The sequence below is a fragment of the Microbacterium ureisolvens genome (assembly GCF_019511645.1).
Classification (GTDB): Bacteria; Actinomycetota; Actinomycetes; order Actinomycetales; family Microbacteriaceae; genus Microbacterium; species Microbacterium ureisolvens_A.
In genome coordinates this window covers 113,108-137,132 of sequence record NZ_JAEUAX010000005.1, presented here as the reverse complement: position 1 = coordinate 137,132, position 24,025 = coordinate 113,108, and the positions used below count along the sequence as shown (strand labels likewise).

Sequence of the window (24,025 nt, the reverse complement as noted above, 5' to 3'; positions counted from 1 at the left end):
CATCCCACACGTCGGAGTCAGCGGTCGCGGTGGTCCTCCGGGTGCAGGCGCGCGCCGCGGCGAGGCTCGCGCACACCGCTGGCGCCGATGAGGCGGATGACGCGCTGACGTTGACCCGGCCACGCGGCCAGGAGCCGCAGCATCCCATCGTCGTCCGTCCGGTGGCCCGTCAACGCGTAGCCGACCTCGTGAGCCACGTGGTAGTCGCCGACGCTCACCGCGTCGGGATCGCCGAGGGCCCGGATGCGGGTCTCGGCCGCAGTCCACGGGCCGATGCCGCGCTGACTGATCAGCACACGCTCGACGGCCTCGCCGTCTTCGGCGGCGAGCACGCTTCGGACGATCGCGTCGCCGCGCCGCGCCGCGTGCACGACGGTCATCGACTGCGGCGGCTCGAGCCCCGCGCGGTGCCAGACCCACGACGGAATGTGCTGCCAGCCGTCGATCGTCGGCGGCGCGAACATCGGCGCCGGCGTCGGGCCGGGGGCTCGTGCACCGCACCAGGTCACGATGCGCCGCCACGCGCCGAACGCCTGCATGCCGGTGACCTTCTGCTCGAAGATCGCGCTGGCCAGCGCGTCGAACACGAGATCGGTGCGCGAGAGACGCAGGCCCGGATTGCGGTGGTGGGCGTCGGCGATGAGCGGATGCTGCGATGCGTCGAAGTCGCCGGCGTCGTCGTCGGCGCCGCACAGCGCAGGAAGCTGTGCAAGGGCCCACTCGCGGCCAGGGCCCCAGGCCGCGCCGCGGATGACCCCGGGATGCGTCTCGCGGATGGCGAGCGTCGCGATGCCGGCAGGCGTGCGGCTCACCCGCCAGATCACCGCGCCCGAGACCGCCATCGTCGGGTCGCCGGCTCCGCGCCGCTGGTACAGCACTGTACGGCGCAGATCCAGCGGGTGCCGCGGCCGGTACTCCGTCTCGATCGGTCGGCCGTGATCGGGTCGGGGATCGCGCGTCTGAGCGCGAGGACCGAAGCGCTCGGCATCCCTCGTCCGAGGGATGCGCGAGAGCGAGGTGGTCATGCCGCCCACCCTACGCCCCGGCCTCCGACATCCGTTCCGTGGTGACGTGTAGCGGGCCGTCGCGACCCGCCGCACGCGCGGGCGGCGGGGATCAGAAGCGGTCGGGCGACGGGGTGCCGTGGCCGTAGCGGATGACGACGTCGGCGTGACGGTCGAAGCGGTAGCCGACGCCGCGGACGGTGCGCACGATGTCTTCGTAGCGGCCGAGCTTGGCGCGCAGGCGCCGGACGTGCACGTCGATGGTGCGCTCACCCGGAGCGTCGTCGTCGGTCGCGCCCTGCCAGAGCGAGGTCACGAGCTCCGTGCGCTCGATGGTGCGGCCCTCGCGGAGCACGAGGTACTGCAGCAGCTCGAACTCCTTGAACGTGAAGGCGGCCGACTCGCCGTCGATGAGCACGCGCTTGCGCGAGATGTCGACGACCACGCCACCCGAAGCCGGCTCTTCGTCCTCGGGCTCCTCCTGCTTGGTGCGTGCGACGGCCGAGGGCTCGTGCAGCGCAAGGCGCACCACGTCGACGTCGCGGCCGCCCGAGCCGACGGGCGCGAGGGCGACGGTGGCGTAGGTCTCGGCGGACGGGGCGAGCTCGGCGAGGGTGCGGCGCAGTGCGTCGACGAGCACGCCCAGGTTCACGCCGGAGGCGGCGGCCTTGGCCTCGTCGATGCCGACGTAGAGGGCGAAGCCGCGCGGCGCGGTGCCGGCGGGAAGGGCGCGGCCGCCGGGCTGCGCCGGCTCGGGGGCGGGTGCGGCGGGTGCCTCGACCGGGGCCGGGTGATTCACGGCGCGGAGGTGGCGGACGGGCGCGGCGGTGGCGGGACGGTCGAGGAGGGCGGTGGTCGACATGATGATGGTCCTTGCGGGAGGAACCCGGATGGCGGGTCGATGATGTGCTGCGGCCCTGGTCGTCGGTGGCGAGAAAGGCCGTAGGCCGGGTGAGGCCTGTGCCCGACGTTGGGCGGTGTGCGAAGCGGGTCCGGGTGCGCGTGATCGACGCACGAAACCGGTGCTTCGGGGGACTCTCTGCGATCCGTGTTCAGAAGCGGAGGAGGAGTCCGACGGGGGTCACCGTGCTAGTGGCACATTCGACAACACATGACAATGCGGCCGGCCATCATCATGCCGGCAGTCCTGTTCGCCTCCCGGGCGGACAGATACAGCGCGTTGTCAGTCATGAGCCCGATTATTACCGACTTTGTCCGAAAACGTCAAATCGCACGGGTTCTGAGCCCAGATCGTTTCGGAATGTGACAGATTGCTCAGTTCCACGTCGGGTGACACCGAGTGTCAGCTGAGCGATCACTGCGACATCCCCACAGACGCGTCCGGCTGTCCTACCGCGGGCGTAGCCTGTCCGCGTGACCGAGCTCCGCTTCACGAAAGAGACCGACGCCTCCCGGTACACCCTGCACCGTGGCGACGACCTGGTGAGCGTGCTGGATTATCGCGACGACGGCCGCACCGTTGCCATGACGCGTGCCTACACGATCCCCACCTTCCGCGGGCACGGGTACGCCGGCGAGCTCGTCGAGCGTGCCGTGGAGGAGCTCGAGCAGCGCGGCGACCGCAAAGTCATCCCGGTGTGCTGGTACGTCGCTGACTGGTTCGATGCGAACCCCTCGCGTCGCGGCATCCTGAATCCGCGTCCTTGACGGCGTGACCGCGCCGACACCGTCGTCTCGCCTTGTCAACCCCATATCGCCGACGCCCCGCTCGTCGGAGGGTGGAGGCTGACGAGAGGAGCATGCGATGGGCCGTGAAGGGTCGAACGACCAGAAACTTCCCGAAGGCGTCATCAACGCGGACCCGCCCGGAGGGCGGGATGCGGTGGACGACACGGAATCCCGCGAGCGCAGCGCACAGGCAGCCGAATCCGAGCTGCTCACGGATGCGGCACTGCAGCCGGATGATCCGGTCCAGGGCGAGGCGGCCCGGCGAGGCGCCGATCCCGACATGCTGACCGACAGCGAGAGAGGGGAACAGCCCTGATGAGCACGACAGGCAACGAGTACGAGCAGCCGGGTGTCAACTACCCGGACCGCGAGGATGCGGCCGGTGCCGCGTCGACGCCCGCGCCGGGCGAACCCGTGCGCGAAGACTCTCCCGAACCCGCCCCCACGATGGGCGAGCCCGCTCCGGACGCGCAAGAAGCGCCGGCATGGAATGAGGGCACTCCCGCAGGGGAGCGCGACCCCGCGAGGGAGGGCGACGTCGAGCCTGCGGCCCCGGCAGCGCCGGCGCCGAGCCACGAGGCCGTCGGGATCGGAGTCGTGGATGACGGCATCGACCACCACGGTCAGGACGGCGCCCGCGAGACCCAGACCGCGAGCGAGGCCCAGCGCACTCCCGGTGCTCTCGGCCCGGAGCAGGAGCAGCGGCTTCCGGCGATGGCGCAGAACAACGCGTCCGACATCGACAAGGTCGCGGGCATCGTCGCGCAGACCCGGCAGGATGTCGGCACCCAGCCTCTGGAGGAGGTGGCACACGTGCTGCGCCAACGGCTCACGCAGTCGGGCATCGAGCTCCCGGAGAACGACATCGACGAACTCGCACGGCAGGTGTCGGTGGGCGACACCGACGACCCCGCGCGCCCGCGACGCGGCCCGGCGGGCTGATGCCGCGATTCCGCCGCCGATGTGCACGCGCCCAGCCCTAGGCTGGGCGCGTGCACATGGAGGAGGTGTTCACCGCCGTCGCCGTCGGATTCGAGGCGATCGGCGCCGCCGCCATGATCGTCGGCTTCGTTATCGCCCTCGTTCTCGGAGCGCGGTCGCTCGCCCGCCATGAGGGCGGGCAGCAGGCGTTCACGACGCTGCGCACGACCCTCGGCGCCGCGATCCTCCTCGGGCTCGAAGTGCTCGTCGCGGCAGACCTCATCCGCACGATCACCTCGAAGCCCTCGCTCGAGGATGCCGCGATCCTGGGGCTCATCGTCCTCATCCGGACCATCCTGTCGATCTCGATCCAGATCGAGATCGAGGGCACCCTTCCGTGGCGTCGCGCCCTCCTGCGCAGCGGGGGACAGATGATCGGCGACGCGGTGGCGAAGGATCGCGCGGCCCAGCAGGCCGCCGGCGCGGTGCGCGGATCCGCTCCCGCGGACCCGCGCACGCCCTGACCGTCGTCGGCTACGCGACGGCGCAGACCGCGGGGTCGTTCTCGGCGACGACGTGCAGCCCGATCGGCCGGGCCCACACGACGCGCTGGGGGCGGGCGACCGCGCGGGCCGGGTGGCGCGAGGCGACAGCGGCCTTCCGCTCGTTGATGGAGGCGAGGATCGCGTGATCGCGGTCCCGCGACCAGGTGTCGTGGCGGTACTGCTGTTCGGCGGCGTATACAGCGAACATGGTTTCCTCCGTTGGTTCCGACAATGCAGAACCTACGCGGGGGTTCCGACATTGCCGCTTGCGACGGGGTTGGCAGGATTCCGTGGGGACGAGGCAGTCGCGAGCCTCTCTCACACCGAGCCGGCGAACTCGCGGATGAGGCGTGCGGCGGGTGCGGCATCCCGGATCATCGTCTCGTGGCCGTGTCCTGCGACCTCGGCGAGCCGCCCTTCGGGACGGCCGTCGGCGACCTGGCGGCACCAGTCCGCCGGTGCCACGAGATCGTCCTCGCCGCGCAGCACCAGCGCCGGCACCCGCACTCGCGGGAGCACGTCCTCGGGGCGGTGTCTGAGCATCGCCCGGAACTTCGCCCGCAGTCGCGGCCCCGCCCGCACGTACTCGCGAGCGCCGCGCGCGATCACCACAGGGCTCTCGACGGCGATGTCGCACAGGAGCCGCCACAGCTGACGAGGTGCCGTCCGGGCGCAGGGGTCGACGGTCGGTCCGATGAGCACGATGCGGTCGACGACGGCGGGATCACGCGCCGCCACCTCGACAGCGATCTGTGCGCCCATCGAATGGCCGATGACGACGGCGGGCGTGCGCACGCGGGCCCGGAGGTAGGCGGCCACGAGGTCGGCGGTGCGCTCGATCGTCAGCACGCGCCGCGGCTCGGGGGCTTCGCCATAGCCGGGGAGGTCGAAGGCGATGACCTCGCCGTCGCCCAGATGCCGCTCGAGGTCGGCGAACACCGTGCGCCCCATGCCGATGCCGTGGATCAGCACGTAGACGCGGTCGCCGTGACCGCGCCGCTCGGCGACGAGGGTCGCGCCGGCGTGCGCGAATCTCTCGACGTCCGCCATGGATCAGGCGGCGCCCGGCTGATCGCGCAGCCCTACCCTGTCGGGGATGTCGAACTGCACCCGGGGCAGCCAGGCCGACGGCTCGGGCCACGGACGCGATGCGGGAAGCGAACGCAGCCGGGCTCGCAGCGCCGTGCCGGATGCCTCGACCGGAAGCACGCGCGACGGTGCGCGGTGCGCCAGCGCACCGAGCCACCAGTGGCGCCATGTGCCCTCGATCGCCTCGGGGCCGGCGACGACGTAGTAGTCGGGCATGACCGCCTCCCCCGACGAGAACAGCGCCAGGAGGGCATCGACCTCCGCCTCGAGCGAGCCGAGCGTCGCGCGCTCCTCGTAGAGCTCGACCCAGGCCGATGCGACGTGTTCGAGGGGGTCGGCGTCGTGGACGACGTAGGGCATCGAGACCGAGGCGACGAGGTGCGCCGCGACGGCCGGCTCTGCCTCGCGGAGGGAGAGCGCAACGAGCGCCGGGACATCGGCGAGGCCGGTCAAGAGCTCGTCGCTGTCGGCTCCGACGAGCGCCACCACGGTCGATCGCGGAGCGGTGTCTGCGTTGTGCGCCATGTTCCACGATACGTCCGGCGAGGCGCGCAGGGGAGGGTGCCCCGCCGGAGGAACGCCGGACGCGGGCTGCGCCGGACCGGGCAGCGCGCTCCGGCGGACGGTCACTCCGCGGTCAGCACGACCGTCGCGAGGTCCGCGCCGAAGGTGAAGCGCGCGTCGACGGTGCCGCCGCGGAGCACCCCTGGCAGCCACCGCGAGGCGTCGTCCCACATGCGGGAGTACGGCACGGCGTCGAGCGCGTACCAGTGCGGCGCCATCCCGTCGCTCTCGACCGGCTCGCCGTGCCACCGGCGGCAGACGAAGACGGTCGCCTGCTGCGACCATGCCGGCCGGGTGGGGAAGTGGTACTCGACCGTGCCCGCGACATGGAGATCGGATGCCTCGACCCGCACGCCGACCCCACTGCGGGCCTCGCGCACGGCGGCCTCGGCGGCGCGCTCGCCCGGCTCCACCCAGCCGCAGATGCCCACGACCTTCCCCTGGCCGAGTCCGCTGCGCTTGCGCCCCAGCAGCACCTCCACGCCCTCCGGCCCGCGGCGCAGCAGGAACACCACGCAGACCCCGGGCAAGGACATGGCTCGAGGGTACGCGCCGCACGCCGCGCCGCGGCGCGCGAACCGCGGTGGTTCGCGGGTCCGCGGCCTGCCTCGCCGCCGATGTCAGGAGCCGAACGTACCGTGTTGGCATGCGGATCCTGCACACCTCGGACTGGCACATCGGGCGGTCGTTCCACGGCCACTCCACGCTCGATGCGCTGCGCGGCGTGCTCGAGGCGCTCGTGGCGCAGGTGACCGCGCACGACGTCGACCTGGTGATCGTCGCGGGCGACGTGTTCGATTCCGCGACCCCCGCCGCCGGCGCGTACACGCTCCTCACCGATGCGCTGCGCGGCCTCGCCGACGCCGGCGCGACGGTGGTCGTCACCAGCGGCAACCACGACTCGGCCGCCCGGCTCGGCTTCCAGTCGGGTCTCCTCCGCGAGGGAGTCCACGTCATCACCGACCCGGCGACCGTCGGAACCCCGGTCACCGTCCACGACGAGCACGGCCCCGTCCATGTCTACGGCATCCCGTATCTCGAGCCCGTGCTGCTGCGCGGGGCGTGGCCGGCTGTGCGCACGCAGGCCGATGTGCTCGCGCACGCCATGGATCTGGTGCGGGCGGATGCCGCGGCGCGGGGCGGACGCGCGATCGCGGCCGCGCACTGCTTCGCCGCCGGGGTCGAGCCCACGCCGCACCTCGAGCGGGACATCCAGCAGGGCGGGCTCGACATCGTGCCGCTGTCGACGTTCGACGGCGTGGACTACATGGCTCTCGGGCACATCCATGGGCGCCAGCAGCTCTCGCCCCGCGTGCGGTACGCCGGCGCGCCGCTGCACTACAGCTTCGACGAGGGGCACAAGCCGCGCGGGTCGTGGCTCGTCGACCTCGGTGCCGACGGGCTCGGTGGGGTCGACTGGCTGCCGCTGCCGGTGCCGCGCGCGCTCACCACGCTGACTGCGACCCTCGACGAGCTGCTCACTGACGAGCGGTTCGCGGCCCATGCGGACGAGTGGGTGCGCGCCGAGTACACGGATCCGCTGCCGCAGCGCGATCCGATGCGGCGCCTGCTGTCGCGATTCCCTTTCTGCGCAGAGGTCCGCCACGTGCCGATCGCGACGCGCGCCGACGAGGTGCGCACCTACGCCGAGCGCGTGCGCGCCGCACGCAACGACGCCGAGCTCGTGAACGCGTTCCTCGCGCACGTGCGCGAGGGTGAGGGCGCATCGGCCCGCGAGGCGGAGCTCGTCGGCGAGCTGCTCGAGGAGCGCGCGCGAGTGGAGGCGACCGCGTGAGGCTGCACCGCCTCGAACTCACGGGGTTCGGGCCGTTCCGCGAGAAGCAGAGCGTCGACTTCGAGGCTTTCGAGCACGACGGCATCTTCCTCATCGCCGGTCGCACGGGTGCGGGCAAGTCGAGCATCCTCGACGGCGTCTGTTTCGCGCTGTACGGCAGCGTGCCCCGCTACGAGACGGGCGACAAGCGTCTGCGCAGCGACCACTGCGAACCCGAAGACCCCACCGAGGTGCGTCTGGAGTTCACGGTCGGCGACCGCCGCTGGCGCGTCACACGTGCTCCTGAGTATCAGCGGCCGGCGCGTCGCGGCGGCGGGCTCACGACCGAGCCGACGCGAGCCGAGCTCGAGGAGCTCGTCGACGGCGTATGGATCGGCCGGGCCGCGAAGCCGCGGGACGTCGGGCTGTTCCTCGACGACGTGCTCGGCTTGAATGCGCAGCAGTTCCAGCAGGTGATCCTGCTCGCGCAGAACCGGTTCTCGCGGTTCCTCCTAGCCTCCGGCACCGAACGCCAATCTCTGCTGCGTGCGCTGTTCGGAACCCGCCGCTACGAGGAGTACGCCCGCGAGCTGGGCGAGCGCAGCAAGGCGGCGCAGCACGAGCTCGACGCGCTGGGCGAGCGGGCGCGCACCCTGCTCGATCAGGCCGCGCGCCTGATCGTCGCGCATGAGCTGGTGCCGGCCGACGAGATCGACGGCACGACGGAGCACGACCTCGCCGCACGGCGCGCGGCCGTCGACCTCGGCGAGAGCCGCGCCGCTTACCGCCTCGACACACTGACGCGCGAGCGCGTCGACGCGGATGACGCCCGCACGGCAGCGGAAGCCGCGCATGGGGAACGCGTCGCGCTGGCGAAGGCGCAGGCCGAGCTCGGTCGTGCACGGGAACGACTCGCCGCACTCGAGGCGGCCGGCCCGCAGATCGCCGACGACCGACGGCGACTCGACCGCGGCCGGTCGGCGGAGGTGCTCCGCGCCCCGCTCGAGACCGCTCGCCGAGCCGACCGCACCGCGGCGGCGACGGCCGAGCTGGCTGCGTCCGCCGACGCGGTCTGGGCCCGTGCGGTGTCCGGCACCGACGACGCCGACACGGACGATCTCCCCGCCGTGGTCGAGCGGCTCACCGGCGAGCTCGCCGTGTGGACTGCGGCCCTCGCGCAGGAAGCCGCCCTCGCCGATGGTGAAGCGCAGATGATGGCTGCCGCTGCCGACGCGGCAAGGCTCGAAGCCGACATCGTCGCCCTCGATGCCCAACGTGCGCAGGTGCCGGCAGAGCTCGAACGCCTCGACGCCGAACTCGAGGCGGAGCGCGAGGCGGCTTCCCGGCGCGACCCCGCGCGGGTGCGTCACGATGAGATCAGCGCGCGCCTGACTGCCGCCGTCGAGGCCGAAGGGCTCGCCGACGCGCAGCGGGAGGCCGAGCTCCTGCATCGCGATGCGGCCGCTGCGGCGGCCGCGGCGGCCGCGAAGGTCGCCGCGCTGCTGCAGCTGCGCCTCGACGGCTACGCGGGGGAGCTCGCGAGCACCCTCGTCGACGGCGAGCCCTGCGCGGTGTGCGGGGCGACGGCGCACCCGTGTCCCGCAACAGCCGCTGATGAGCCGGTGACCGACGAGATCCTCGCCACCGCGGAAGCTCGGCGAGACGCTGCCTCCCGCCACGAACGGGCCGCGTCCGACGAGGCGAAGAGTGCGCGCGAGCGCCATGCCGCCGCGGCCGCCCGCTCCGGCGGGGAGAGTGCAGGGCTGCTCCGGGAGCAGCTGGCCGCGGCCGCGGCCGATCTCGCTGCGGCCGAGCGCGCGGTCGAACGGCGTGATGCGCTGGCCGCCCGGCGCACCGGGCTTGCGGCGCTCGATCTCGAGGCCGAGACGTCGCGTGCGGCGCTGGCGGAACAGCTCACCGGCGCGCGCACCCGGATCGCCGCGCTCCAGGAGCGGGTGACCGCGGCCCGCGAGGCGGTCGAGGCGGCCCGTGGCGAGCACGCGAGCGTCGCCGACCGCGTCGCGCACGCCACCTCGATCCGCGACGCCGGCCGCGCGGCTGTCGTCGCCCGCACCGATGCGCAGCGCGCAGCGACGCTGGCCACACAAGCGCGGGCCGACGCTGACGACAGGATCGCGGCATCGGTGTTCGCCGATGCCGCCGACGTGACCGCCGCGCTGATCGCACCCGGTGAGATGGAGGCGCTCACCGAGCGGATCTCGGCGCACGACGCGCAGCTCGCCGCCGCGCGGGCGCGCATGCTCGAGCTCGAGCTCGAACTCGCGGGCGCTCCGGCCGAACCCATCGACACGGAGCAGTCGCAGAACGCGCTCGCCGCGGCGGACGCCGCACGCACCGCGGCGCTGCGCGCCGAGAGCGATGCCCGCACGCTCGTGGCGGGCCTGCGTGATCTCGCGATGCACATCGATCAGGCGTACGCCGGGGTCGCCGCTCGGGCCGCCGACGCCGCCGCCATCGCCCGCCTCGCCGACACCGTGGCGGGCCGCGCCCCCAACACGATGAAGATGGACCTCGAGACGTTCGTGCTCGCCGCCGAGCTGGAAGAGATCGTGACCGCCGCGAATCTGCGGCTCAGCGACATGTCGTCGGGCCGCTACCGGCTGCAGCACACCGACGCGCGGGCGGCCCGCGGCGCCGCCTCGGGGCTGGGCCTCGAGGTCATGGACGCCTTCACCGGTCAGTCGCGTCCGGCCCAGTCGCTGTCGGGCGGCGAGACCTTCCTCGCGTCTCTCGCGCTGGCGCTCGGGCTCGCCGAGGTCGTGACCGCCCGTGCGGGCGGCGTCCGGCTCGACACCCTGTTCGTCGACGAGGGCTTCGGCTCGCTCGACGAAGAGACGCTCGACCTGGCGATGCGCACCCTCGACGAGCTGCGCCAGGGCGGCCGCACCGTGGGCGTCATCAGCCACGTCGCGGCGATGAAGGAGCAGGTGCCCGCACAGCTCGCGGTGGAGGCGACCCCGGCAGGCCCGAGCATCATCCGCCAGGATTCGGGCGTCCGCGTCTGACGCCCGGCTCGGTTGCGGGCCCGACCCGGCGAGCGGCCCGGGAACTTCTCCCACTGTCGCGGGAGCGATGCACGGGTGTATCGTTCGCGGCAGGTCGCATCCTGGGGGATTCGCGATCCCGCCCGACCGCCGGCGCTCGTCCGGCCGCGGCCGTTCGCCGCGCCCTCTCGTTACGACGACGTACGGAGTCGACATGCGTTCCACCTCGGGGGCGCGCCGCGCCCTCGCCGCGCTCGCGGCATCCACTCTCCTCCTCACCGGCACACTCAGCGCCGCCTCCGTCGCGCACGCCGCGCCGGCGCCCGCGACCATCACGCGCATGGCCGCCCTCGGGGACTCGATCACCCAGGCCGCGATGACGTGTTCGAGCCTGACCTCGTGTCCGTCCAACAGCTGGTCGACCGGCTCGACGACGAGCGTCAACTCGCACCTGCTCCGGTTGCGCGCCGCAGGGGCCACCGGCCTCACCAACGTCTTCAACGACGCCAAATCGGGCGCCGGGTCGTCGGCGCTCCTCGGGCAGGGGCAGACCGCCGCCGGTCAGGGAGCGCAGTACGTCACCATCGAGATCGGCGCGATCGACGCCTGCACCCGGACGGTGGCGCAGATGACGCCGGTCGACACCTTCAGGGCGAACGTGCAGACGGCGCTCTCAACCCTGGCCGCCAGTGCAGGCGCACCGGAGATCTTCGTCGCGAGCATCCCGAGCCTGCAGCGCCTCTACGACCTCAACAAGTCGAGTCTTTCTGCCCGTCTCGCCTGGTCGCTGCTCGGCACGTGCCAGTCGATGCTGGCCAACCCGAGCAGCACCGCGTCCGCCGATGTGGCGCGGCGCACGCTGGTGCAGCAACGCGTGACCGATTTCAACAAGGTGCTGGAGGCGGCCTGCGCAGCCACGGCGAAGTGCCGCTTCGACGGCTACGCGGTCGCGAACTACGCCTTCGTGAAGTCCGACATCTCGACGCGCGACTACTTCCACCCATCGCTGTCGGGCCAGGCGACGCTCGCGAACATCACATGGCAGAAGACGCAGTGGGTCTCGTGAGGGTCAGACGCCGTAGTCGGCGCGGATGCGGTCGCGCAGCTGGTGGCTGCAGGCGGTGACGGCGGTGCGCCAGTCGGTGATGGCGCCGTCCTGGGCGCGGTCCGAGACGGCCTTCAGCACGCGGATCGGCACTCCGAACTGCTGCGCGACCCAGATGTATGCGTACGTCTCCATGTCCACGAGGCCCGCGCCGAGCGGGCGGATGACCTCCACCGCCTCGGAGTCGTCGACGAAATGGTCGCCGGTCGCGATCGTGACGCCTTCCGGGTCGATCTCGACGCGCGGCGGCAGCGACACATGCTGGCCGACGATCCCGTCGATGTCGGTGACGTCGTGCTGCAGGGCGGCCGAGATCTCGTAGACGGATGCCTCGAGCCGCGGGTCGATCGCACCCGCGGTGCCGACCACCACGATCTCGTCGTAGGCGGTCGCGTCGAGCGCGCGGGTGAGCGCGTAGGTCGCCTGCAGCTTTCCGGGCCCCGTGACGAGGCAGTCGAATCCGTCGAGGTCGTCGGGGAACGCGACGAGCTCGGAGGCGAGGGCGGCGACGAGGAGTCTCACCCTCCCATCATCTCCCGCCCGACGCCTTCGCGCCCGGCCGGCGGTGGAACGGGGTTAGCCTGGGCAGGATGTCAGAGTCACAGCCGGCGCCGCAGAAGACCTCGAAGAAGGCGCGCGCCGTGCCGGTCACGACGGCGATCATCCCCCTCTCGCACGGAGCCCGCTGGCGGGCCTTCTGGGTGTGCGTCTCGGTCGCGGCGATCACGATCCTCGACATGACGAAGGTCAACGTCGCGCTGCCGTCGATCGGCGAGGTTCTCGGTGCGAGCTCGACCCAGCTGCAGCTGATCGTGTCGGGCTTCGTGCTCACCTTCGGCCTCGTGCTGGTGCCGATGGGGCGCCTGGGCGACCAGCGGTCGCGGCGGACGCTCTTCGTCGTCGGGCTTTCGCTCTACACGGTGACGAGCGTGCTGTGCGCGCTCGCGCCGACCGCGGAGGTGCTGCTGATCGGTCGACTGCTGCAGGGCGTGGCCGCCGGCATCCAGATGCCCCAGGTGCTGGGCATGGCGCAGGAGCTGTTCCAGGGCAAGGAGCGCGCCCGCGCGTTCGGCCTCTTCGGTGCCACGATCGGCATCGCGACCGCCTTCGGCCCGACCCTCGGCGGCCTGCTCATCGCCCTCGGCGGACCCACGAACGGCTGGCGGCTCATCTTCTGGATGAACGTGCCGCTCTGCCTCATCGCGATCGCCCTCGCGCTGTGGCTGCTGCCCGACACGCGCACGCGGTCCGCGCGCAAGGTGCAGCTGGATCCGGTCGGGGTGCTGCTGTTCGGCGCGAGCGTCGTCTCGCTGATGTGGCCCTTCCTCTTCACGACCGGCGCGCCTACGGACAACCCTGCGCGCTGGTGGCTGCTGGTCGCCTTCGCGCTGTTCGCGTCGGCATTCATCGCGTGGGAGCGCCGCTATGCGAAGCGCGGCCGCAACCCGCTCATCCCGCTCGGCCTGTTCCGCATCACCTCGTACCGCAACGGCACGCTGCTGCAGACGGCGTACTTCACCGCGGCGCCGGCGATGTTCCTCGTCACCACGCTGTTCCTTCAGCTGGGCCTCGGGCTCGCGCCGGTGTACGCGGGCATGGTCTCCATCGGATTCGCGCTCGCCTCGGCCGTCACCTCATGGATCGGCGGCAACCTCGTCAGCACGCACGGCCGCGTCGTCGTGGTGTGGGGGCTCGCCGGCATGCTGCTGTGCGTCGGCGGGCTGGTGCTGGCCGCGCTCTACAGCGACCCGGCATGGACCCCGTACATCGCCGCCGCGGTCATGACCGTCGGCGGGGCGGGTGGCGGTCTCGTCATCGCCCCGAACCAGGCGCTCACCCTGGGCGACATCCCGGTCAAGCAGGGCGGGCTCGCCGGCTCCGTCGGCCAGCTCGGCCAGCGCATCGGCGCCGCGGTCGGCACCGCGGTCGCGCTGTCGCTGTTCTACGCGGCCATCTACCGCGAGTCCGGCTCGCACGACAGCCTCGTGGTCTATCACGATGCGTACGCGTTCGGGATGCTGTCGGTCGGGGTCTTCCTCGGGCTCGCGTTCCTCGTGGCGATCGTCGACCTCACGGCCCGCCGCACCGCGCGGGAGCGCCAGGCCGCCGTCAACGGCGGCGCAGGGACGCCGGTCCCATGACGACGCGCCGCCGGTCGCGCGTCCACCGCGCGTGCGACTGGCGGAACTCCGCGCGCGTCGTGAACCGGTAGCGGTACGAGACCGCCCGCACCCATCTCGGCGCAGCGCCGGCGAACGGGTCGTGGGCGAGCAGGCGCAGGGTCGCAGCATCCGCTTCCAGAAGCCGCACCAGGAAAGCCGCGAACCAGTCGTCCAGAGAGCGGCCGAGCGGCAGGAACCACATCAGCCAGTCGAGCCGCAGGTGATACGGCGCGAACTGCCGCGGGATGCGGTGGACGTCGCCCGGCTTGCCCTTGAAGCCGTACTCGTGCCATGTGGCGTTGTCGGGATCCTCGTCCCGCGTGCCCTCGACGACGATCTCGATGCGCTGCTTCGTCACGGTGCCGAATGCGCCGTAGGCGTTGGCGAGCTGCCACCGGTTGAACGACGCGTTCATGAGCTGCCGCCTGGCGAAAAGGTTCTGCAGGGGCCACCAGCTGATCACGACGTACAGCACCCCGACCGCGCACGTGATGACCAGCCAGTACAGCGGGAGCCCGTCGATCACGAAGGGCGGATCGGATGCTGCGCCCCGGTGCTCTGCGCCGATTCCGGGCAGTCCGATGGCCGAGAAGGCGAGCACGATGGTCGCCCAGTTGAGCCACGCGAAGTTGCCGGTGACGACGAGCCAGGCCTGCGTCGCGATGACGATCGCGGCCGCCACGGCGCCGATGATCGCGGGCACCGGTCCCGGGACGAACAGCCCGGCGAGCGGCGCGAACAGGAACCACGGCACCACCAGCTGCGCGAAGTGGTTGCCGATCACCTCGCCCTTGTGGAACCAGCGGGGCAGGAGGTGCGCCTGGCGGCTGAGCGGCCCCGGCATCGGCTGCGTCTCGTGGTGGTAGGTCAACGCCGTGAGGTCGCGCCATTCGCGACCGCCGCGGATCTTGATCATGCCCGCGCCGAACTCCAGCCGGAACACCAGCCACCAGAACAGCACGATCACGACGACCGGCGGAGGCTGGTCGTCCGAGCCCAGGAACGCGGCGAGGAACCCGGCCTCGAGCAGCAGCATCTCCCACCCGAACCCGTAGAAGGTCTGCCCGATCGATGTGATCGACATGTAGCCGAGCCACAGCGCGAGGAAGCACAGCATCGGCACCCACGGCGGACCGAGCTGCGGAAGCCCGGCGACCAGCGTCGCCGCGATCACGATGCCGAACCAGCAGAGGGCGACCAGCCTGCGGTCGGTGTACCGGAGGAAGCGGAAGAGTGTCGGGCGCAGCATCCGTGCCGCCCGTTCGGAGGTGCGCACCCACTCGAGCAGCTCGGGCGCGGGCAGGAGGCCGTGCTCGCCCAGGAGGGGGCGGAACTGGTTCAGGGAGGAGACGAACGCGATGACGAACAGCGCGGCGACGCCCCGCTGCAGCACCTGACGAGCGAACTCGAAGTCGACCGCGGCGAAGGCGTCCACGGTGTCACGCTCCGAAGAGGTCCCCGAGCTCGAGGCGATCGCCGTGGCCGCGACGCGCGCTGTCGTGAAGCGCCTGGCGTGCGGCGTACCAGCCGGGCATCCCGGTGACGCCGGGACCGGGCGGGGTCGACGCCGATGCCAGGTACACGCCCCGCAGCGGCGTGCGCCACGGCGTCGTCGAGACGACGGGGCGACGGAAGGCCTGCGCGAACGTGAACGCGCCACCGAGGATGTCGCCGCCGATGTCGGCGGGGTTGTAGGCCTCGCGCTGGGCGGCGGTCATCGCGTGGCTGGCGAGGATGCGATGCCGGAAGCCGGGGGCGAAGCGCTCGACCTGTCGGACGACGACTTCGGTCGGGTCGAAGGTGGAGCCGGCCGGAACGTGGATGTACGCCCACAGCACCTGCTTGCCCGCGGGCGCGCGCGTGCCGTCGAGCACGCTCGGCTGCACCGCGAGCACGTAGGGGCGGTCGCTGAGGCCGCCCCGCGCGACCGCGTTCTCGCTCGCCTCGATCTCCTCCCGGGTGCCGCCGAGGTGCACCGTGGGGGCGAGGGCGACGTCGGGATGGGCCCAGGGCACGGGACCGTCGAGGGCGAAGTCGACCTTTGCGGCGGCCGGACCATACCGGTACCGCCGCACGGCCTGCGCGTACCGCGCCGGGAGTTCGGGATGCGTGAGGAGCAGGCGCGGTGTGGTGTCGAGCAGCAGCAGGTCACCGGCATCCGGATCGCCCCAATCCAGCCCGTCGAGCGTCTCCACCCGTCTGCCCGTCTCGACCGTGCCGCCGTGCGCCGTCAGGTCGCCGGCGAGGGCGTCGGCGATCGACTGCGATCCGCCGCGCGGGAACGCCCAGCCGTCGGCGGAGTGCGCGTGGGCCGCGAGGAAGAGCCCCGACGCGGCCCCGCCGAGTGACGGCATCGGGGTGTTCGCGTGGGCGAGCACGCCTGCCAGGAGCGCGTTCGCCTCCTCGGTGCGGAACGTCCCGCGCCCGAGCCGCGTGCCGAGCTGCAGGGCGCGGAGCCCGAACCGGACGGTGGTGACCGGATGCCGCGGCCACCGCAGCAGCTGCGAACCGGTGAAGTCGACCAGGCCGCCGAGGTGGCGGCTGAGCGGGCGCAGCACCGCTCGCCACGCGCGGGCGTCGGGGCCGAGGGCATCGGCCGTGCGTTCGATGTCGCGCCACGCGATGGCCGCCCGGCCCTCGTCGAGCGGCTGCGCGTACGAGGCGAGAGGGTGGATCCAGCCGACGCGATCGCCGATGCCGAACGCGCGGAAGAACGGCGACGACAGCGCCGCAGGGTGCACGGCTGAGCACACGTCGTGGCGGAAGCCGGGGAGCGTGAGCGGTGAGGTGCGCACGCCGCCGCCGACGGTCGAGGCCGCTTCGAGCACCCGGACCTCGTACCCGGCGCGCGCGAGCGCGACCGCCGCGGACAGCCCGTTGGGACCGCTGCCGATCACCGTCGCGCGCCTGGCCATGGCCCCATCCTTCCATCGGGCTGCGGCGACGGCAGGGGGTTGACGGCCGGGGACCCTGGCGTGGCGATCTTTCCCAGCGCGGCGGGCGGGGACAGGATGGAACTGCGGACGGGCCGCGGAGAATGAGGTGGATCATGCAATCGGTGCTTCTCGACACTCCGGCGGGGATCACGGCTCGGCTCGGCTGGGATCCCAAGCTCTCGGACCACGATCGCAAGCGCGTCCTCGCGAAGGAGATCGTCGCGACGAAGCTCGGCGTCGACCCCAAGGAGGTGCGCGTCGAGCGCGAGGCGCCCCGCACCTTCGGGTTCCACACGCAGCTGATCGCCGAGGTCGCCGGTTCCGAGCTGCCGCTGAAGATCCGCAACACGAACTTCCGCGCCGCCACGGTCGTCGCCGTCAGCGACCCCGACGTGTCGCTCGGTCTCGACCTGCGCGACGCGCACCCCGACGACGCCGAGCTGCACCTCATGAGGCGGCACTCGCACCTGTTGGACGAGAACGACCTCGGCAAGCTCCTCGCCCACTGGACCCGCGTGCAGGCCGTGCGCGACGCCGACGGCCGCGGCGCCCGCGTCGCCGCGGATCACGTGCGGCTCGACAGCCCGCTCACGAAGGGCTGGATCCCCGACCGCAAGGTCTTCTACCAGCTGGCCGACCTCTCACGCGACAGCTGGATCATCACGCTGGCGTACACGCAGGCGCCCGCCTGACCCCTCACCGGAGGGGACGGATGCTGCGGGCCGCAGCATCCGCGATCCTCAGTCCTTAACGAGATCGGGGAGGGCGGACTTCAGCTCCGCCAGCCACACGCGGGCGTTGCCGTCGGACGGGGCTCGCCAGTCGCCGCGCGGCGACAGCGACCCCGCCGGTGACACCTTCGGGCCGTTGGGGATCGCGGAGCGCTTGAACTGGGCGAACGCGAAGTAGCGCTTCAGGAACACCTGCAGCCATTTCGCGATCGCGGGCAGGTCGTAGACGTAGCGGTCCTCGTCGGGGAAGCCGGGAGGCCACGCGCCGGCGGCCGCGTCGCCCCACGCGTGCGCGGCCAGGTAAGCGATCTTCGAGGGGCGGAACCCGAAGCGCAGCACGTGATACAGCGCGAAGTCGTGCAGGGCGTAAGGACCGATGCGGTCCTCGGTGGACTGCATCTTGCCGTCCTGGCCGGCGGGGACGAGCTCGGGCGAGATCTCGGTGTCGAGCACCGACTGCAGCACGGCGCGGGCCTCGTCGGTGAGATCGGTGGAGCCGCCCTCGTCGCCGCGGTGCGAGATCACCCAGCGGATCACATGCTGGATCAGGGTCTTCGGAACACCGGCGTTGACGGCGTAGTGGCTCATGTGGTCGCCGACGCCGTAGGTCGCCCACCCGAGGGCGAGCTCCGACAGGTCGGAGGTGCCGATCACCATGCCGCCGTGGTGGTTCGCGAGCCGGAAGAGGTAGTCGGTGCGCAGCCCCGCCTGCACGTTCTCGAACGTGATGTCGTGCACGGGCTCGCCGTCGGCGAACGGGTGGTCGAGGCGCTCCAGCATCTCGGTCGCGAGCGGCCGGATGTCGATCGTCTCGATCGAGGCGCCGACCGCCTCGGCGAGGGCTATCGCGTTCGACTTGGTGTGCTCGCTCGTCGCGAACCCCGGCATCGTGTAGGCGAGGATGTCGCTGCGCGGGCGGCCCATGAGGTCCATGGCGCGGGCGACCACGAGCAGGGCATGGGTCGAGTCGAGCCCGCCCGACACGCCGATCACGGGCTTCGGGCCGCCGATCGACCGCATGCGCTGCACGAGCCCCGACACCTGGATGTTGAACGCCTCGTAGCAGTCCTGCGCAAGACGGGCGGGGTCGTCGGGGACGAACGGGAACCGGTCGAGCGCGCGCCGGAGGCCCACGTCGGTGCGGGGCGGGTCGAGCCGGAAGTGCACGGTGCGCAGCGCTGGGTCCGCCCCCGCCGCGCGGCGGTTGTCGTCGAAGGTGCCCTGGCGCAGGCGGTCCTGGCGCAGGCGGTCGAGATCGACGTCGGCGATCGAGCGGCGCGGTCCGTCGGGGAAGCGCTCGGTCTCGACGAGCAGGTTGCCGCCCTCGTAGATCATGGTCTGGCCGTCCCACGAGACGTCGTTCGTGGATTCGCCGCCGCCCGCGGCGGCATATGCGTAGGCCGCGAGGCAGCGCAGCGACTGGGACTGCACCAGGTCTTTGCGGTCCTCCGCGCGCGCGATGGTGATCGGGCTGCCGCTCAGGTTCAGCAGCACAGTGGCGCCCGCGAGCGCCGCACGCGAGGACGGCGGGATCGGCACCCAGACGTCCTCGCAGACCTCGGCGTGCACGACGAGCCCGGGGATGTCGAGGGCTTCGAACAGCAGGTCGGGCCCGAACGGCGCCTCGAGCTCGCCGACGCGGATGTCCTGCCCGGACTGGTCGTCGCCGGGCGCGTACCACCGGCGCTCGTAGAACTCGCGATAGGTCGGCAGGTACGACTTGGGCGCGACACCCAGCAGCTCGCCGCGGTGGATCACGACCGCGCAGTTGTAGAGGCGGTTGCGGTGGCGCAGCGGCGCACCGACGACGAGCAGCGGGAGGAGATCGACGGATGCCGCGACCAGCCCCTCGATCGCGGCGACGACGGCGTCGAGCACCGGGTCCTGCATGACGAGGTCGTCGATCGAGTACCCGGTCAGGCACAGTTCGGGGAAGACCGCCACGGCGACGGCGTCGGCGTCGCACACGCGGGCGGCTTCGAGGACCGCTTCGGCGTTCGCGGCGGGGTCGGCGATCTCCACCGGGATCGTGCACGCGGCGACGCGGGCGAAACCGTGCCGGTACGCGCTGTCGAAGGGCAGGCTCATAGGTCAAGTCTGTCAGGTGCATCGGCCCGGGTTCGAGGCTGTCCGCGCGGCGAGTCCATGCTGCTCACCCGTCGAGAAACGGGGCGGGTGGCATGTCTCGACGGGCGAGCGGGGAGGCGGAGGTGTCGGATGCCGCGGCTATCGTCGTTCAGGAAGGGCGGGGTATGCGATACATCGAGGACGAAGGCCGGATCGTCTGGAGCGCGAGCGATCTCAAGGCTGCGGCGGAGTGCGAATTCGCGTGGCTGCGGGCGATCGATGCGCGGCTCGGGCGCGTGGTCGCGGTCGAAGAGCCCGAGGACCTCACCCTCGAGCGCGCCGGGCGCCTCGGCACGGTGCATGAGCGCCGGGTGCTCGCCGATTACCTCGCGCGCTTCGGCGACCGGGTGATCGAGATCCCCGAGACGCGCTCGTCGGATGCTGCGGCCCTCGCCGATGCGGTCGCCCAGACGAACGCGGCTCTCGCATCGGACGCCGAGGTCGTCTACCAGGCGGCCTTCTCCACCGAGTCGTTCGTCGGTTTCGCGGACTTCCTCGTGCGGGACGAGGCCGGGCGCTGGCTCGTGCAGGACACCAAGCTCGCGCGTCACGCGCGGGTGACGGCGCTCATGCAGCTGGCGGCATACGTCGACCAGCTCGACCGCCTCGGGGTGACGCGCTCCGACCGCGTGCAACTGCTGCTCGGCGACGGCAGCGTCAGCGAGCATGAGGTGGATGACCTGCTCCCCGTCTTCGGATTGCGCCGGGAGCGGCTGACGCGCCTGATCGCCGACCGCCGGCTCGACCTCGGCGCGGCGGGCGAGCCGATCGCGTGGGGAGATCCGCGCGGCGAGCTCGGCGTCGTCGCGTGCGGGCGCTGCGCGACGTGCGACGCCGAGGTCGTGGCATCCCGTGACCTGCTCCTCGTGGCCGGCATGCGCCCGGTGCAGCGCGAGCGGCTGCGCGCTGTCGGCATCCAGACGATCGAGCAGCTGGCCGCGGCGCGGAGCGGGCCGGCCGGCATGAACCCCGACGTGTTCGCATCGCTGCGCACGCAGGCGCGTCTGCAGCTCGAGAGCCCGGCAGGAACCCCGCCGCTCGTCGCGCCGAAGCCCGTTGCGCACGAGGTCGTGGTGGCCGAGAGCGTGATCGCCATGGACGGCGCGTCGGTCGCCCAGACGACGGTGGCCGCGGTGATCGAGGAGGTCCCGGCGCCGCCGATCCCCGTGTTCGAGGTGGTGGCTCCGAAGGCGCTCGGCGCCCTTCCCCGGCCCGACCACGGAGACCTGTTCTTCGACTTCGAGGGCGACCCGCTGCACACCGAGCCCGCGGCGCCGGGGGAGCCCACGCAATGGGGCATCGACTACCTGTTCGGGTGGGTCGACACCCGTGAGCAGTACACCGCGCTGTGGGCGCACTCGTTCGCCGACGAGAAGCGCGCGCTCGAGGCGTTCCTCGACATCGTGAACCTGCGCCGCCAGCAGTTCCCCGGCATGCACATCTACCACTACGCGCCCTACGAGCCGACGCACCTGCTCGCGATGGCAGCCCGCCACGGCGCGCGGGAGGCCGACGTCGACCGGCTGCTGCGGGACGGCGTCTTCGTAGACCTCTACCCGATCGTGCGGCGCGCCCTGCGGGTCGGATCCCGGTCGTACTCGATCAAGAAGCTCGAGCCGCTCTACATGGGCGACGAGGTGCGCACCAGCGACGTGCAGAAAGGCGATGACTCGATCATCCGCTACGTCGAGGCGCGCGCGCTGCAGGCCGACGGGGCCCTGGCAGAGGCCACCCTCGTGCTCGACGACCTCGCCGACTACAACCGCTACGACTGCGTCTCCACCCGGCGCCTGCGCGACTGGCTCGTCGACCGGGCGCGCGAGGCCGCGCTCGTGCCCTCGCCGAACCCCGAGCCGGACGAGCGGGCGTACGAGCCGTCCGTGCGCGCCACGGTGCTCGACGCGCTCGCGCTCGACCACCCCGAGGACTCCGTCGAGGCGCGCTCCCTGCGCCTGGGCGCGGCCGCCATCGACTATTACCCGCGCGAGGCCAAGTCGTTCTGGGCCACGCATTTCCTCCGCCTGCGCGAGCCTGTCTCGTTGTGGGAAGAGACGCGCGACGTCGTCGCGATCGACCCCGCGCGCAGCCGGGTGCGCGAGGACTGGCACTTCCCCGAGAGCGGCAAGGGCGGTGAGCGGCGCATCGTCGAGCTGCGCGGCGACCTCGCCCCGGGCACACGCATCAGTGAGGGCACGAACCCGTTCGCGCTGTACGAGCTGCCGGCGCCGTTCCCGTTCGAGGCGTCGCCGCGCTGGATCCACGCCTACCGCTCGGTCACCGTCGTCGAGGTGCTCGACGACGGCGCCGTGATCGAAGAGACCGCGGTGGACGGCGTCACGTGGAGCGAGCTCCCCGTGGCGCTCACGCCGCAGGCGCCGCCCGCTGCAGGCAACCAGCAGAAGGCCATCGACGCCTGGGCGGACACCGTCATCGCGGCCGCGCCGGAGCTTCCGGCCGACCCGGCCACCGACATCCTGTGCCGCCGCCCGCCGCGCACCCTGTCGGGCTCGCTGCCCGCGCCGGAACACGACCCCGTCGAGGCGATCGCGCGGGCCGTGCGCGACCTCGACCGCAGCTACCTGGCCGTACAGGGCCCACCCGGCACCGGCAAGACCTACGTCGGATCCCACGTGATCGCGCGGCTGGTGCGCGACCACGGCTACAAGGTCGGCGTCGTCGCACAGGGGCACGCAACCATCGAGCACCTCCTCGATCGCGTGATCGCGGCGGGGGTGCCCGCGGTCCAGGTGGGCAAGGCTCCCAAGGACGCCGCGGCCGACCACTCCTTCACGGTGCTGCCGAAGAACGGCGTTGCGGCGTTCACCGCCGAGCACGAGGCATCCGGGTTCGTCATCGGCGGCACCGCGTGGGACTTCAGTCATGAGGGCCGCGTCCCGCGTGGCAGCCTCGACCTGCTCGTCGTCGACGAGGCCGGCCAGTTCTCGCTCGCTTCGACGATCGCGGTGTCGCTCGCCGCGCCGCGGCTGCTGCTGCTCGGCGACCCGCAGCAGCTGCCGCAGGTGAGCCAGGGCACGCACCCCGCGCCGGTCGACACGTCGGCGCTCGGGTGGGTGATGGACGGCGCAGACGTCATCCCGCACGAGTACGGGTTCTTCCTCGCCGAGACGCGGCGCATGCGCCCGGAGGTCGCGGCTGCGGTGTCGACGCTGTCGTATCGCGGCGAGCTCGAAGCACACCCCTCCACGGCACTGCGCCGCATCGACGGCGTGCCCGCGGGCCTCGTGCCGATCGCGCTGCGACACCACGGCAACGCCACGCAGTCCCTCGAAGAGGCCGCGGAGGTCGCACGCCTCGTGACCGACCTCATCGGGCGCGAGTGGACGGACGCCGCCACGGACGACGCCGACGGCTCCTCGGTCGCGGTGCCGCCCCGGCCGCTGGCGCAGCAGGATGTCATCGTCGTCACGCCGTACAACGCGCAGCAGGTCGCTGTCGAGGCGGCGCTCGCCGCAGCGGGATTCCCCGATGTGCCCGTCGGCACCGTCGACAAGTTCCAGGGCAAGGAAGCTGCTGTCGCCATCGTGTCGCTGGCGGCATCGAGCGGACGCGACGCACCGCGGGGGCTGGAGTTCCTGCTCCTGCGCAACCGCCTCAACGTCGCCGTCTCGCGCGCGATGCACACGGCGTTCCTCGTGTACTCGCCCGGCCTCCTCGACGACCTGCCCTACACCCCGGAAGGGGTGGCCCGCCTGAGCGGTTTCGCGCGGCTCGTCGGCCGGGGCTGAGGCCCGCGTAGACTCGCGCTCAGAGTCGAACACGTCGCACACGACAGCCCCGAGCGTCTCGCACCGGTCAGGGACGAGACACCCGCGCGAACAGGAGCACGCATGGCCGACGACGCATCGCAGCAGTTCGAGATCGACCTCCCGCCCGAGCTCATCGGCGGCAGTTACGCCGACTTCGCCAACGTGTGGCACACGCCGACCGTGTTCGTGATGGACTTCCTCACCCTTGCGCAGCCGCCGCGCGAGCAGGTCGATGCCGAGACCGGTCAGCGCCACACGGTCGTGCCGGCACGGGTCGTGAGCCGTATCCGCATCCCACCGGACCAGGTGTTCGAGCTCGCCAAGGCACTGACCCAGCAGCTGGAGTTCTGGGAGCGAGAGACCGGCCGTCGCAACCCGCAGGAGCCTCCGCTCGGCGACTGACTCGGTCCTCGGGCCCGACCTCTCACTCGCGCGCCGGTAGACGGCAGCAGTGGGCAAAGTCAACCCCTTTGGGCGAAAAAATCTCCCCACGTACCCTTGCAACGCGCCGGTCAAAGGCGCAGAGGCGCGGTATCCGTTCGGCGAGGGGCGGATGCCGCGCCGTCGCGTTCGCGGTATCACCGTCGGTGCTTCCTCCTCTGACAC

21 protein-coding genes are annotated in these 24,025 nt (G+C 72.1%); 11 read left to right on the top strand and 10 right to left on the bottom strand.

Annotated features, from left to right (window positions below; all coding sequences use genetic code 11):
- Window positions 1–17: 17 nt before the first annotated feature.
- Entirely contained in the window at window positions 18–1,025 is a 1,008-nt protein-coding gene (locus JNB61_RS10840; protein WP_220339621.1) for a DNA-3-methyladenine glycosylase family protein, read from the bottom strand.
- Between the two features lie 91 nt (window positions 1,026–1,116).
- Window positions 1,117–1,866, bottom strand: a complete 750-nt coding sequence (locus tag JNB61_RS10835) for a winged helix-turn-helix domain-containing protein (protein WP_159842125.1) — start codon at window positions 1,864–1,866, stop codon at window positions 1,117–1,119.
- A gap of 512 nt (window positions 1,867–2,378) precedes the next feature.
- Between JNB61_RS10835 and JNB61_RS10830 the strand changes: the two genes are divergently transcribed.
- From JNB61_RS10830 to JNB61_RS10815, 4 genes are all read left to right on the top strand, one after another.
- Window positions 2,379–2,672, top strand: coding sequence for a GNAT family N-acetyltransferase (locus tag JNB61_RS10830; RefSeq protein ID WP_159842127.1), 294 nt, complete (start codon window positions 2,379–2,381; stop codon window positions 2,670–2,672).
- Between the two features lie 97 nt (window positions 2,673–2,769).
- Complete coding sequence (locus JNB61_RS10825; protein WP_159842129.1) at window positions 2,770–3,009, top strand: hypothetical protein; 240 nt, start codon at window positions 2,770–2,772, stop codon at window positions 3,007–3,009.
- Window positions 3,009–3,635 (top strand): hypothetical protein, encoded by a 627-nt coding sequence (locus tag JNB61_RS10820; protein ID WP_220339620.1) that lies wholly within the window; start codon window positions 3,009–3,011, stop codon window positions 3,633–3,635. The genes JNB61_RS10825 and JNB61_RS10820 overlap by 1 nt, the downstream gene beginning before the upstream one ends.
- Window positions 3,636–3,691: 56 nt before the next feature.
- Window positions 3,692–4,138, top strand: coding sequence for a DUF1622 domain-containing protein (locus tag JNB61_RS10815; protein WP_220290617.1), 447 nt, complete (start codon window positions 3,692–3,694; stop codon window positions 4,136–4,138).
- Window positions 4,139–4,148: 10 nt separating this feature from the next.
- On the opposite strand, the gene JNB61_RS10810 is transcribed toward JNB61_RS10815, so the two are convergent.
- From JNB61_RS10810 to JNB61_RS10795, 4 genes are all read right to left on the bottom strand, one after another.
- Window positions 4,149–4,367, bottom strand: a complete 219-nt coding sequence (locus JNB61_RS10810) for a hypothetical protein (protein WP_159842133.1) — start codon at window positions 4,365–4,367, stop codon at window positions 4,149–4,151.
- A gap of 110 nt (window positions 4,368–4,477) precedes the next feature.
- Window positions 4,478–5,209: an alpha/beta fold hydrolase gene (locus tag JNB61_RS10805; protein WP_220339619.1), complete on the bottom strand. Its 732-nt coding sequence runs from the start codon at window positions 5,207–5,209 to the stop codon at window positions 4,478–4,480.
- A gap of 3 nt (window positions 5,210–5,212) precedes the next feature.
- Window positions 5,213–5,773 carry a hypothetical protein gene (locus JNB61_RS10800; RefSeq protein WP_220290591.1) on the bottom strand — a complete coding sequence of 187 codons (561 nt, stop codon included), beginning with the start codon at window positions 5,771–5,773 and terminating at the stop codon, window positions 5,213–5,215.
- A 101-nt stretch (window positions 5,774–5,874) separates the two neighbouring features.
- Window positions 5,875–6,348 carry an 8-oxo-dGTP diphosphatase gene (locus JNB61_RS10795; protein ID WP_220339618.1) on the bottom strand — a complete coding sequence of 158 codons (474 nt, stop codon included), beginning with the start codon at window positions 6,346–6,348 and terminating at the stop codon, window positions 5,875–5,877.
- A 110-nt stretch (window positions 6,349–6,458) separates the two neighbouring features.
- On the opposite strand from JNB61_RS10795, the gene JNB61_RS10790 reads away from it, so the two are divergent.
- From JNB61_RS10790 to JNB61_RS10780, 3 genes are all read left to right on the top strand, one after another.
- Entirely contained in the window at window positions 6,459–7,607 is a 1,149-nt protein-coding gene (locus JNB61_RS10790) for an exonuclease SbcCD subunit D (protein ID WP_220290587.1), read from the top strand.
- Complete coding sequence (locus JNB61_RS10785) at window positions 7,604–10,612, top strand: AAA family ATPase (protein WP_220339617.1); 3,009 nt, start codon at window positions 7,604–7,606, stop codon at window positions 10,610–10,612. The genes JNB61_RS10790 and JNB61_RS10785 overlap by 4 nt, the downstream gene beginning before the upstream one ends.
- Before the next feature lie 193 nt (window positions 10,613–10,805).
- Complete coding sequence (locus JNB61_RS10780) at window positions 10,806–11,657, top strand: SGNH/GDSL hydrolase family protein (RefSeq protein ID WP_220339616.1); 852 nt, start codon at window positions 10,806–10,808, stop codon at window positions 11,655–11,657.
- A 3-nt stretch (window positions 11,658–11,660) separates the two neighbouring features.
- On the opposite strand, the gene JNB61_RS20485 is transcribed toward JNB61_RS10780, so the two are convergent.
- Entirely contained in the window at window positions 11,661–12,218 is a 558-nt protein-coding gene (locus JNB61_RS20485; RefSeq protein WP_220339615.1) for a phosphorylase family protein, read from the bottom strand.
- Window positions 12,219–12,286: 68 nt separating this feature from the next.
- On the opposite strand from JNB61_RS20485, the gene JNB61_RS10770 reads away from it, so the two are divergent.
- Window positions 12,287–13,837: an MFS transporter gene (locus JNB61_RS10770; protein WP_220339614.1), complete on the top strand. Its 1,551-nt coding sequence runs from the start codon at window positions 12,287–12,289 to the stop codon at window positions 13,835–13,837.
- On the opposite strand, the gene JNB61_RS10765 is transcribed toward JNB61_RS10770, so the two are convergent.
- Window positions 13,806–15,293: a lipase maturation factor family protein gene (locus JNB61_RS10765; RefSeq protein WP_220290579.1), complete on the bottom strand. Its 1,488-nt coding sequence runs from the start codon at window positions 15,291–15,293 to the stop codon at window positions 13,806–13,808. The genes JNB61_RS10770 and JNB61_RS10765 overlap by 32 nt on opposite strands.
- 4 nt (window positions 15,294–15,297) lie before the next feature.
- Entirely contained in the window at window positions 15,298–16,773 is a 1,476-nt protein-coding gene (locus tag JNB61_RS10760) for a phytoene desaturase family protein (protein ID WP_220339613.1), read from the bottom strand.
- A gap of 134 nt (window positions 16,774–16,907) precedes the next feature.
- Between JNB61_RS10760 and JNB61_RS10755 the strand changes: the two genes are divergently transcribed.
- Window positions 16,908–17,486 (top strand): hypothetical protein, encoded by a 579-nt coding sequence (locus tag JNB61_RS10755; RefSeq protein WP_220290575.1) that lies wholly within the window; start codon window positions 16,908–16,910, stop codon window positions 17,484–17,486.
- Window positions 17,487–17,534: 48 nt separating this feature from the next.
- Here JNB61_RS10755 and JNB61_RS10750 read toward each other — a convergent pair whose 3' ends face one another.
- On the bottom strand, window positions 17,535–19,613 hold the full coding sequence (locus tag JNB61_RS10750; protein WP_220339612.1) for an NAD(+) synthase: 2,079 nt from the start codon (window positions 19,611–19,613) through the stop codon (window positions 17,535–17,537).
- A 164-nt stretch (window positions 19,614–19,777) separates the two neighbouring features.
- Here JNB61_RS10750 and JNB61_RS10745 point away from each other — a divergent pair, with 164 nt between their 5' ends.
- Entirely contained in the window at window positions 19,778–23,398 is a 3,621-nt protein-coding gene (locus JNB61_RS10745; protein WP_220339611.1) for a TM0106 family RecB-like putative nuclease, read from the top strand.
- Window positions 23,399–23,500: 102 nt separating this feature from the next.
- Window positions 23,501–23,821 (top strand): DUF3467 domain-containing protein, encoded by a 321-nt coding sequence (locus JNB61_RS10740; protein ID WP_159842159.1) that lies wholly within the window; start codon window positions 23,501–23,503, stop codon window positions 23,819–23,821.
- The last annotated feature ends 204 nt before the right edge of the window (window positions 23,822–24,025 follow it).